5 protein-coding genes and 1 pseudogene are annotated in these 7,988 nt (G+C 59.2%); 5 read left to right on the top strand and 1 reads right to left on the bottom strand.

What is annotated here, in order from left to right:
• A pseudogene (locus tag ACIREA_RS21275) lies at positions 1 to 210 on the bottom strand (ABC transporter permease); the annotation flags it as partial.
• A gap of 139 nt (positions 211 to 349) precedes the next feature.
• On the opposite strand from ACIREA_RS21275, the gene ACIREA_RS21270 reads away from it, so the two are divergent.
• From ACIREA_RS21270 to nrfD, 5 genes are all read left to right on the top strand, one after another.
• On the top strand, positions 350 to 1,243 hold the full coding sequence (locus ACIREA_RS21270; RefSeq protein WP_397384364.1) for an aspartyl protease family protein: 894 nt from the start codon (positions 350 to 352) through the stop codon (positions 1,241 to 1,243).
• A 64-nt stretch (positions 1,244 to 1,307) separates the two neighbouring features.
• The gene (locus ACIREA_RS21265; RefSeq protein WP_397384363.1) at positions 1,308 to 2,354 is read left to right on the top strand and encodes an aspartyl protease family protein; all 1,047 of its coding nucleotides are present in this window, start codon (positions 1,308 to 1,310) and stop codon (positions 2,352 to 2,354) included.
• A 178-nt stretch (positions 2,355 to 2,532) separates the two neighbouring features.
• Positions 2,533 to 3,339, top strand: coding sequence for a cytochrome c3 family protein (locus ACIREA_RS21260; RefSeq protein ID WP_397384362.1), 807 nt, complete (start codon positions 2,533 to 2,535; stop codon positions 3,337 to 3,339).
• A gap of 24 nt (positions 3,340 to 3,363) precedes the next feature.
• Positions 3,364 to 6,678: a TAT-variant-translocated molybdopterin oxidoreductase gene (locus ACIREA_RS21255; protein ID WP_397384361.1), complete on the top strand. Its 3,315-nt coding sequence runs from the start codon at positions 3,364 to 3,366 to the stop codon at positions 6,676 to 6,678.
• Between the two features lie 9 nt (positions 6,679 to 6,687).
• On the top strand, positions 6,688 to 7,988 hold a 1,301-nt coding region (gene nrfD / locus ACIREA_RS21250; RefSeq protein WP_397384360.1), incomplete at its 3' end, for an NrfD/PsrC family molybdoenzyme membrane anchor subunit.

Genomic DNA, 7,988 nt, shown 5'->3' with positions numbered 1-7,988 from the left:
CTGCAGTTTCAACAGCTGCGCTGGGGTCAGGCCGCTGGATTGCTGACGGTTTGTGCCGCCGCGCTGACCGTCGCTTTTCATGCGCGCTTCCAGCAGAGCCTGCTCCATCGGGCCGCCGGGAGTGAAACGAATGATCAAAAACACCACCAACGTCATGCCGATGAGCGTCGGCGGGATGAGCAATAGGCGTCGAATCAGGTAGGCTGTCATTCAGGTCGGCAAAAAGGAAATCTCCGATAATACGCCGCTGCACACAAGGATTTGTGTGTGATTTGAACGAATCGTCCTGCCTCGTGGCAAAAGCACCGGGTGCGCATGCGCGGAAAGGAGGTAATCATGCTCCAGCCGCATGAAAACGTTCTTCACCCTTCTGATCGCGTGTTTGATGTCATCTTGCATGATGCCGTTTCTGCCGGTCGGGCCGCAGAATCCCGGGGCGGATGTGGCAGTGCCGATGCAGCTGCGTGCAGGGACGCCGCACGTCATGGCCAGCATCAACGGACAGGGCGCCATTCCTCTGCTGCTGGACACCGGAGCCACGCTGAGCGTCTTCGAGCCTGATGTGGCCACCCACTGCGGTCTCCTTCCCTCCGGCGGGTGCAGGCTGCAGATTCACGGCGTTCATGGTATCGCGGGAGCCAGCCAGGCGGTGATGAGCACGATGGACCTCGGCCAATGGCATGCCACTAACGTACGATGCCTGGTGCGTGGCATTTCCAGCTTTCGACCCAACGGACTGGGCAGCGCCATCCTCGGCATGGATCACTTGCGCCGGCATTGCAGCTTTCTGACCATCGACTACCAGCGCAACACGGTGGAGCTGGGTTTCGCTGGTACGTTTCAGCCCACCCAAGGTGTGGTGACGCGTACGCCCGTGCGCTGGGTGAACGGCATGCCCGTCATTCGTGTCAGCTCCGGTGGCATCTCCTGGGACGCGGTGGTGGATTCGGGTTCGACCTGGGGCATCGTGATCGATCAAAGCACCGCCGCCCGTCTGGGCCATGCGCATGATGGCATGGGCATGGGCGAAGGTTTGATCTTGAGCGGCGTCGGCGGCAGCGTGCGGGCGGATCAGGTGGGTGCGCGCACGATTCAGGTGCCTGCGGCCACACTGTGCGGGGAGACTTATCCGGGAGCCACTCTGTATGTCATGCCGGGGCCCAAGCGTGTCGGTTCACGGTTCTGGCAGGGCACTCGATTGACGGTGGATTTTCGTAGCAATATGCTCTGGCTGGAGCGGTGAGCCGCAACTCTTATGAGCGCTGCTGGTTGACAGTGGCAATCCCACAATGGATGGCTCACATACTATGAATGGTCTGCATTTCACCATCGTCCTAAGAATGGCGCTGACGATCATCGCCATGGCATGTCTCACCGGGTGTGCCGACTCGTTTGCGGTGAAAAGAGAGGCGGTGCCAGAGGCGGTGCAGAAGCAGTTGCAGGCGCAGGCGATCTCAGCCTCCGAACTCAAGCCGACGAGCAAAGGCGGCTTGAACATACGAACGAACAGCGTGCCGCCGCCAGAAGGTGTGGTTAAGGTTCCCATGTACTATGAGAGGGGCATCCCCTACCTCAAAGTCAGCCTCAATGGCTACAAACCGACAAAGTACATGCTCGACACTGGGGCAGCCTTGAGCGTGTTCGATGCCGAGCAAGCGGTGGAGTACGGCATGCGCACGGTGCCGCAGGTTCGGCCCACCATGGCTGGAGTGCTGGAAAACGTACCGGGCATGGCAGCCATCATTCCGACGCTGCAAATCGGCACCTGGCGTCTGGAAAACCTGCCTTGCATCGTCCGCATGCAGCGCACGACTCTGGGTGCGGGCATTCTCAAGGAGCATCTGGGGATCTCCCTGCTGGGCGTGAACATGCTGGCCAGGAACTGCAAGTATGCGACGCTCGATTTTCTGAAGGAGGAGTTTGAGTTTGGCATCACCCGCAGTTTTCCAGGTCAGGTGCGCAAGCACATGCACAAGGCCAGCCTCAGCATGAAACACGGCGTGCCGACGACCCTGCTCAAATGTCGTGGCCTTTCCTGGGAGGCCGTGGTCGACTCAGGTTCTGTTTTCGGTGTGCAGCTGGACCGGCGCGTCGCCGAACTGCTTGGCTACAAGAATGGCGGCTGGGATGTGGGAGGAAACTACCTGATCACAGGCGTCGGTGGCGCGCAGACTCCCAAGGAGGCGAATGTGCGTGTGCTGGAGTTCAAGGCGCTCGGGCTGTTCGGATCCTATTACCCCTTTGCGCAGGTGGATGTGATGCCCGGGCCGTCTCGTCTGGGTACCTATCTGCTGGAGGATTACCGCGTGACCCTGGATTTTGAGCACAATGTGCTCTGGGTCGAGTGGGGTTGAACCGAGAGGCGGGAAGAAGCACCCTTCAGCCGCATTTTTTTGAGACAGATTCGCAATAGACAAGATTCGCGTATAAAAGTTCAAAAAAATTAAGATGACGGTTGCAAACATGCTGTCGTCTCCCTATTCTGGAATTCCTTGTGAAATATTTCACAAGCTCATCTTTCCGACACTTTCTATGGGTAACTTTTTTCCGCGTTGGAGCAACTGGCTGCCTCTCAAGCTCGCCATTGCCGTCGTGTTCATTGCCTTCGGCGTGAGTGTCGGCATTGCCTACTACTTCACACCGAAATACACTCGCTTAGGTTATGAGCCGACGCAGCCAGTGCCATTTTCACATAAAATTCATGCAGGACAGCTCGCGCTGGACTGCCGGTATTGTCACAGCTTCGTAGAGACCTCCAGTCACTCGAACGTGCCGACCAACCAGACCTGCTTCAACTGCCATGGCCCGGGCAAAGGCAACATCCGCAGCAATTCTCCCAAGCTGGAGATGGTGATCAAAGCCAACGAAACCGGCAAGTCGATCCCATGGGTCAAGGTCCACAAGTCGCCTGACTACGTTTACTTCAATCACAGCGCGCATCTCAACCGCGGCGTCTCCTGCGTTTCCTGCCATGGCAAGATCAACGAAATGGAAGTCGTCCGACACGATCAGCCGCAGTCGATGGGCTGGTGCCTTGACTGCCACCGCAATCCTGAGAAGAACCTGCGCCCTCTCGAGTTCGTCACCAAGCTGGATTACCAGCCCAGTGACCTGAAGCGTGACGAGTTCTACAAGACTCTTATCGACAAGAAGGTTCCAGCAGCCGAGATCGCCACCACCATCGGCGGTGAAGGCGCCAAAGCTGACAGTCTTGAACAGATCGTTGCTCTCGCTGAGAAAACCTACGGTAAAAACGTGACCCAGACTGAAGTGGGCACCCAGATCAAGAAGCACTGGCAGATTCAGCCGCCGGAATCCTGCACCACCTGCCATCGCTAACCCCCGCGCCCCTTTTACTGACACATGAAACGTATTTGGAAGCATCCTGAGGAGCCGCAGAACGCCAAGCGCTATTGGCGCAGTGTCGCCGAATTGGACCGTCGTGAAGATTTCTTGAAAAATCTGGGCCAGGAATTCCCTGAGGGAGACAGCCTGAACGACGAAGAGCGTGAAAACAGCCGTCGTGAATTTTTGAAGATCATGGGTGCCAGCGTGGGCATGATGGGCCTGGCCAGCTGCCGCCGTCCCCTCGTCAACATTCTGCCTTACACCCAGCACGTCGAATGGATGGTGCCGGGCAAGTCGCTCCTGTACGCAACCACGATGCCGCAAAACGGTGGTGGTGTGCCTCTGGTGGTCACCACGCATGAAGGCCGTCCAACGCACCTTTCTGGCAATCCGCTGCACCCACTGGGTGGAGGGCTCAACAGTTTTGCACAGGCCTCCGTGCTGGATCTGTACGATCCTGAGCGCTCCCAGAAGCCGATGGGCGCTGGCAAGGAACTCTCCTGGGCCAAGGCGAACGAACTGCTCGCCGCAGCCATCGATGAAGCGAAAAAGTCCTCGGGTGCCAGCCTTGGCGTCGTGATGGGCGCCTCGACTTCCCCGACCTACCAGCGCCTGCTGGGTGAGGTGAAGGCTGCCTTCCCGCAGATCAAACTGTTCCAATACGAAGCGGTGGGTGGCGAAGGCCAGGCCGCTGCCAATAAGGAAGTGCTGGGCGCTGATGTGAAGTCCTTCGTGAAGCTCGGCTCCGCGATGCGCATTTTCTCCCTGGACTGCGACTTCCTCGGGGTGGACCCCGTGGCAGGCGAGCCCATCTCTGCTTTCACCAAGCATCGTGCTAAGACGAAGGAAACGACCGAAGCGGAAATGAACCGCCTCTACGTCCTGGAAAATCGTTACACGCTGACCGGCGGCATGGCTGATCATCGCAAGCCGCTCGCGGCAAGTCTTATCCCTGTGGCTGCGGCTGTGATCGCTGCCCAGTTGGGAGACGCCTCCGCCAAGGCTCTGGCCGACACCGCACCCGCCAGCCTCAAAGAGTGGATCGCACCTGCAGTGCGTGATTTGATCGACAACAAAGGCAAGGCCCTTGTCCTCGCCGGTTCCCGCTACGGCGCGGAAGTGCATGCGCTGGTCGCTTCGATCAACAACGCCCTTGGCGCTTACGGTTCGACCATCGAACTTCTTCAAGGCGCTGCTTCCCCTGAACTCGGCAACTTCGCCGATCTCCAGACGGCAATTGCCGGCGGTCAGGTCAAGACCCTCCTTTCGCTGACTCCTTCCAGCCTCTACTACGACGCCCCAGACGCTACCGCACTGGCCAAACTCGTGGCTGACAAAGGCGTGAAGCTCATTCACGTCGGCACTCAGAAAAACGTCACGTCTCGTCAGGCCGCGCTGCACATTCCAGCTGCCCACTACCTTGAAGTTTGGGGTGATGTCCGTGCTGCTGATGGCACCTACTCGATCGTCCAGCCGATGATCGCCCCTCTCTATGACGGTGCAAGCCGTGTGGAAGTCCTGCTTGCGCTGCTTGGCCGCAAAAAGCTTGGCCCGGTCGAAGCCGCTGCGCCAGCCGCCGCCGGTGCCGCACCTGCTGCCCCCGCCGAAGACGCCGCCTACACCGCCGTGCGCGATACTTTCGCCGCCGTGGCTGGCAGCCTCGACGAAAAGAAATGGAATTTCACCCTGCGTGACGGCTTCCTCAAAGGCTCCGCTTACGCCAAGGCAACAACGGCTCCGAACGTCGCCGCCGTTGCTGGCATCCTCGCCAAAGCCACGCCTGTCGTCGCTCCGACGGATGATGCTCTCGAAGTCGTCCTCGTGGCCGACTCCAGCGTCTATGACGGCCGCTACGTCAACAACGCTTGGCTCCAGGAAGCTCCCGATCCGGTGACGAAACTCACTTGGGAAAATGCGGCTTGGATTGGTTCTGTGACCTTCCGCCGTCTGGGTCTCAAGGAAGGCCAGCACGTCAAAATTACCGTTGGCGATATTTCGATCGAAATCCCCGCCATCGAAGCTCCCGGACATGTGTCCAACTCCATCACCCTGCCTCTCGGCTACGGTCAGATCGGCGTCGGCATGGTCAGTGGTGACCGCGGCGTGAACGCTTACGTTCTGCGCACGAAGCCCGGCTCTTTCGTCCTGAGCGGTGCCAAGATTGAAGTGCTCTCCGCCATCGCTGAACTCGCCATCACGCAGGCTCAGAATACGATGGAAGGCCGCGCGGTGTACCGTGAGGGCACGCTCGACACCTTCAACAAAGATGTGGCCTTCGCGCAGAAGACCGGCATGGACAGCCACATCCCGGAAAACATCTCCCTCTACAAAGGCCAGGTCGGGGTGAAATCCGAAGAGAACCCGGACGGCTTCGACTACGAGAAGCAGCACCAGTGGGGCATGTCGATCGATCTCAGCAAGTGCATTGGTTGCACGGCTTGCATCGTCGCCTGCCAGAGCGAAAACAACATTCCAGTCGTCGGCAAAGATCAGGTCCGCAAAGGACGCGTGATGCAGTGGATCCGCATGGATCGCTACTTCGCCGTGCCAAAGTGGGGCAAGAACGAAGTCGAACAGGAAAGCACCTGGGCCGAAGACAACGCGACACCCGAGCAGCTCGAGAACGCCGAAATGGTGCACCAGCCGCTGGCCTGCCAGCAGTGCGAATCCGCTCCGTGCGAAACCGTCTGCCCGGTGAACGCCACCGTTCATACGCCAGATGGCCTCAACGCCATGGCTTACAATCGCTGCATCGGCACCCGCTACTGCGCGAACAACTGCCCTTACACCGCCCGCCGCTTCAACTGGTTCGACTACAACAAGCGCAACCCGCTGATCGAAACCAGCGTGCTCGGCTTGAAAGTTGGCAATCTTTACGCTGGCCCTCTGGGCGAGAAGCGTGAGGACGAAAGCATCCGCCTTCAGCGCAATCCGAACGTCACCGTCCGTATGCGCGGTGTCATCGAAAAGTGCACCTACTGCGTGCAGCGCCTCGAATCCGCCAAGATCCTGCAGAAGCAGGTCCAGCGCGACACCAAGGACTTCCGCGTGCCGACCGACACTGTCAAAACCGCCTGCCAGCAGTCCTGCCCGGCAGAAGCGATCGTCTTCGGGGACTTGGCCGACAGAAACAGCGCCATCGTCCAGATCAAGGGCTACGAAGATCTCAAGGATCCAACGAAGAGCATCCCGGAAGCGCCCCGCAACTACCAGCTGCTCAAGTACATCGGCACCCGCCCTCGCACGAGCTACCTCGCCCGTTTGCGCAATCCGAACAAGGACATGCCCGGCGCAGAAAACATCGCCGTGTGGAGCAACAACCAATTCTAAACCGGACACATGGACGCCTCCGCTACAGCTACTAACACACCGCGCATCCTCGAACGCGAGCCGCTGGTGTTGAACAACCGCTCCTATTCGTGGATCACGAATCGCATCTGCGGCATCGTGGAAAACAAGCAGCCCGCCCTCTGGTGGATCCTGTTTGTGCCTTCCGTGCTGCTGACCGGACTGATGGTCTTCTGCTTTACCTACCTCATCTCCACCGGCGTCGGTGTCTGGGGTCAGAAGCAGCCGGTCGCTTGGGCTTGGGACATCACCAACTTCGTGTTCTGGATCGGTATCGGCCACGCCGGTACGCTCATTTCCGCCATCTTGTTCCTCACCCGCCAGAAATGGCGTACGTCAGTGAACCGCGCTGCGGAAGCCATGACGATCTTCGCCGTGATGTGCGCCGGTTTGTTCCCGGCCTTTCACGTCGGCCGTGTGTGGATGGTGTGGTTCCTCGCACCGATCCCGAACGCCAACGCCATCTGGCAGAACTTCAAGTCTCCCCTGCTCTGGGACGTGTTCGCCGTTTCGACTTACTTCAGCGTTTCTGCCGTGTTCTGGTTCCTGGGTCTCGTGCCCGACCTTGCCACGCTGCGTGACCGCTGCCGCCCAGGTTTGAAGAAGTTCCTCTACGGTCTTTTCGCCCTCGGCTGGCGCGGTGGCAATCGCCATTGGAGCCACTATGAGACCGCCTACATGCTTCTGGCTGCTCTCTCCACACCGCTGGTGCTCTCCGTGCACTCCGTCGTGTCCTTCGACTTCGCCACCTCCATCGTTCCTGGCTGGCACACTACCATCTTCCCGCCCTACTTCGTCGCAGGCGCCATCTTCGGTGGTTTCGCGATGGTGCTGACCCTGATGCTTCCAGTGCGCCGCATCTACGGCCTGGATGACCTCATCACGGCCAAGCACGTGGACAACATGGCCAAGATCATCCTGCTCACAGGTACGATCGTCGGTTACGCCTACTGCATGGAGCTCTTCGTGGCCTACTACAGCGCCAATCCTTATGAAGCCGCCGCCTTCACGCTGCGTGGTCTCACCGGTCCTTCCACCTGGGCCTACTACTGGATGTTCAGCTGCAACGTGTTTGCCCCGCAGCTCTTCTGGAGCCGCTGGTGCCGTCACAATGTTTGGGTCGTCATGATCGTCTGCATGTTCGTGAACGCTGGCATGTGGTTCGAGCGCTACGTCATCATCGCCACCACGCTGGAGCGTCACATGACACCGGGCTCCTGGGGCGTCTATGAGGCCACCTGGGTCGATAAGTACACTTTCCTCGGCACCTTCGGCTTCTTCATGATGCTGTT

The organism is Prosthecobacter sp., from assembly GCF_044373815.1.
Lineage (GTDB): Bacteria > Verrucomicrobiota > Verrucomicrobiia > Verrucomicrobiales > Verrucomicrobiaceae > Prosthecobacter.
This window is presented reverse-complemented; position numbering and strand designations above follow the sequence as displayed.